Source organism: Donghicola mangrovi (genome assembly GCF_013377535.1).
GTDB lineage: Bacteria > Pseudomonadota > Alphaproteobacteria > Rhodobacterales > Rhodobacteraceae > Donghicola > Donghicola mangrovi.
This window is the reverse complement of sequence record NZ_JABCJE010000032.1, coordinates 1-2,728: the sequence shown is the minus strand read 5'-3', so window position 1 is coordinate 2,728 and position 2,728 is coordinate 1. Positions and strand designations below refer to the sequence as shown.

The 2,728-nt window shown below is 66.5% G+C and carries 2 protein-coding genes; both read right to left on the bottom strand.

Annotated elements, in window-relative coordinates; all coding sequences use genetic code 11:
- Positions 1-57: 57 nt before the first annotated feature.
- Positions 58-1,911 (bottom strand): 3D-(3,5/4)-trihydroxycyclohexane-1,2-dione acylhydrolase (decyclizing), encoded by a 1,854-nt coding sequence (gene iolD, locus HJ536_RS20615; RefSeq protein WP_177159264.1) that lies wholly within the window; start codon positions 1,909-1,911, stop codon positions 58-60.
- 124 nt (positions 1,912-2,035) lie between these two features.
- Positions 2,036-2,728, bottom strand: a 693-nt coding sequence (locus tag HJ536_RS20610; RefSeq protein WP_177159263.1) for a 2-deoxy-5-keto-D-gluconate 6-phosphate aldolase domain-containing protein, incomplete at its 5' end; no start/stop codon positions are given.

Sequence of the window (2,728 nt, the reverse complement as noted above, 5' to 3'; positions counted from 1 at the left end):
CTTGGCGGCCGGGGGCAGCGCCCCCATTCTCCCCCGCTTTGTCTTTCGCTCTGGCGGTCAGTTCGCCGTGGCCTGCTTGGCCACCTGGGTCAGATACCGCGCGTAGTAGTCGCGCTGTTTCTCGCGGTCGCTCTCGGCAGGGACCGCCACGTCCCAGAAGTGCCCGTGCTCGCCCGCCGATGCCTCGATGCCGGTGCCGGGGAAGTCCTTCGCGATGGTCTCGATCACGATCACCGTCGGGATGTTCCGTCCACGGGCGGCCGCGATCTCGGCCTCCAGCGCATCCGTTCCGCTCGCCTTCACCGCGTAGGCCCCCATCGAAGCCGCATGCGCCACATAGTCGATCTCGGGCTGCGCCTCGACGTTGCAATCCACGTACATGTTGTTGAACGGCTCGCCCCCGCAGCCCAAGGTCTGCAGGCGGTTGATGCAGCCGTAGCCGCGGTTGTCCGTAAGCACCACGGTGAACGGAATGCGCCGCATCACCGCCGACGCCAGTTCCGCATTCGCCATCATGTACGACCCGTCGCCCACAAAGCAGATCACCTCGCGCTCGGGCCGCGCCAGCTTCAGGCCCATCGCGCCTGCTACTTCATAGCCCATGCACGAATAGCCGTATTCCATGTGGTACCCACCCTGAGAGGGCTGCCACAGCAGCTTCAGCGCCCCGGGCATGGTCCCTGCCGCGCACATGGCAATGGCGCTGTCATCGGTGGCCCGCTGCACCGCGCCGATCACCTGCGCATCCGTGGGCTTGGCATCCTGATCCTCGGGACGTGCGCAATGGGTGTCCACCGCCCGCAGCCAATCCTCGCGCGCGGCCGGATCGCAGGCCTCTGCGCGGTAATCCCCCAGCGCGGCGCCCAAAGCTTCCAGCACCACCTTCGCATCGCCGACCAAAGCCTCGGCCCCGTGCTTGCCCGCGTCGTAGCCGTGGATGTTGATCGACACCAGCTTCGGGCCCGCCTCAAACAGGGTCCGCGAGCCGGTGGTAAAGTCCTGAAGCCGCGTGCCCACCCCGATCACCAGATCGGCGCTGCGCGACACCGCATTCGCCGCCGCAGACCCGTCCACACCACTTGCGCCAAAGCTCATGGGATGGCTGGTCGCCAGCGCCGACTTGCCCGCCTGCGTCTCGGCCACGGGGATGTTGTGCTTCAGCGCGAACGCCCCCAGAGCCTCCTCGGCCCCGGAATAAATCACACCGCCCCCGGCCACGATCACCGGGTTCTTGGCTGCCCGCACCATCTCGGCCACCCGCGCCAGTTCCCCGGCATCGGGGGCCGGACGGCGGATGTGCCACACGCGGGGCTCAAAGAACGCCTCGGGCCAGTCATAGGCCTCGGCCTGCACGTCCTGACAGAAGGCAATGGTCGCCGGTCCACAGTTCGCCGGATCGGTCATCACCCGCAAGGCGCGGGGCAGCGCCGACAGCAGATGCTCGGGGCGCGTGATGCGGTCAAAATACCGGCTCACGGGCTTGAAGCAGTCATTGGCGCTGACCGTGCCGTCATCAAAATCCTCGACCTGCTGCAGGACCGGATCGGGGCGGCGGTTCGCAAACACATCCCCCGCGATGATCAAGAGCGGCAGACGGTTCACATGGGCCAGCGCCGCCGCGGTCACCACGTTGGTCGAGCCCGGCCCGATCGAACTGGTCACCGCCATCGCCCGACGCCGCCCATGCCCCTTGGCATAGGCAATCGCCGCATGGGCCATGGTCTGCTCGTTCTGGCCCCGCCAAGTGGGGAACACATCGCGATACCGGTGCAAAGCCTCGCCCACACCCGCCACGTTCCCGTGACCAAAGATCGCCCACATGCCCTCGATGAATCTATGCCCATCGTCAGTCATCTGTACACTCAGCCACTTCACCATGGCCTGCGCCGCTGTCAGCCGGATCGTGCCCATGCTTCTCTCCCGCACAAAGGACCCCTCAACTCAGGCCCCTGCTTTCTGCTTTGTCTCAATACTCCGGGGGTGAATTGGCCCCGAGGGGCCAAGAGGGGGCAGCGCCCCCTCCCCCGATTCACACTCAGGCCGCGTTGCGCCGTGCGCTCTCGCGCGCCCCGTCCCACACCGCACAAAGCCGCGTGAACCGCTCGGCCATCTGCGCGATCGCCGCTTCGTCCGTCATCTCGCCCTTCATCCAGGCCCGCGCCGCATCGCCAAAGATCGTCCGGCCCACGGCAAAGCCCTTCACCAGACCAAAGCCCGCCGCCACTTCGAACGACGCCGCCAGCTCTGCCTCGGGGGCATCCAGACCCAGAACCACGATCCCGCGGGTGTGCAGATCATATTCCTCGATCGCGGCCACGGCCTTGGCCCAAGCGTCCGCGGTCTTCAGGGGCTCCAGCTTCCACCAGTCAGGGTAGACGCCGATCTCGTAGAACTGGCGGATCAGGGTCGGGGTGGTCTCGTCATCGATCGGGCCCACTTTCGAGGGGATGATCTCGAGCAGGAACTCCAGACCATTCCGGCGAGACGCCTCGAACAGGCGCTTCACAGTGGCTTCCTGATCGGCGCGGGTCGCCGCGTCGTCATCGGGGTGGCAGAAGCACAGACACTTCACCACGTTCTCTTTGGCCCACTGGTTCAGACCGCCAAAGTCGGTCCCCAGTTCAGGCTCCAGCGTCAGCGGGCGCGAGCCCGGCCATTCCGTCGGACGCCCGATCCACAGACCAGACCCCGAAGCTGCGTGCAGGGCAGAACGGCCAATGCGGTTGTC

Coding starts and splice junctions, on each gene's coding strand:
- iolD (WP_177159264.1), bottom strand. CDS start 1,911: ATGGGCACGATCCGGCTGACAGCGGCGCAGGCCATGGTGAAGTGGCTG.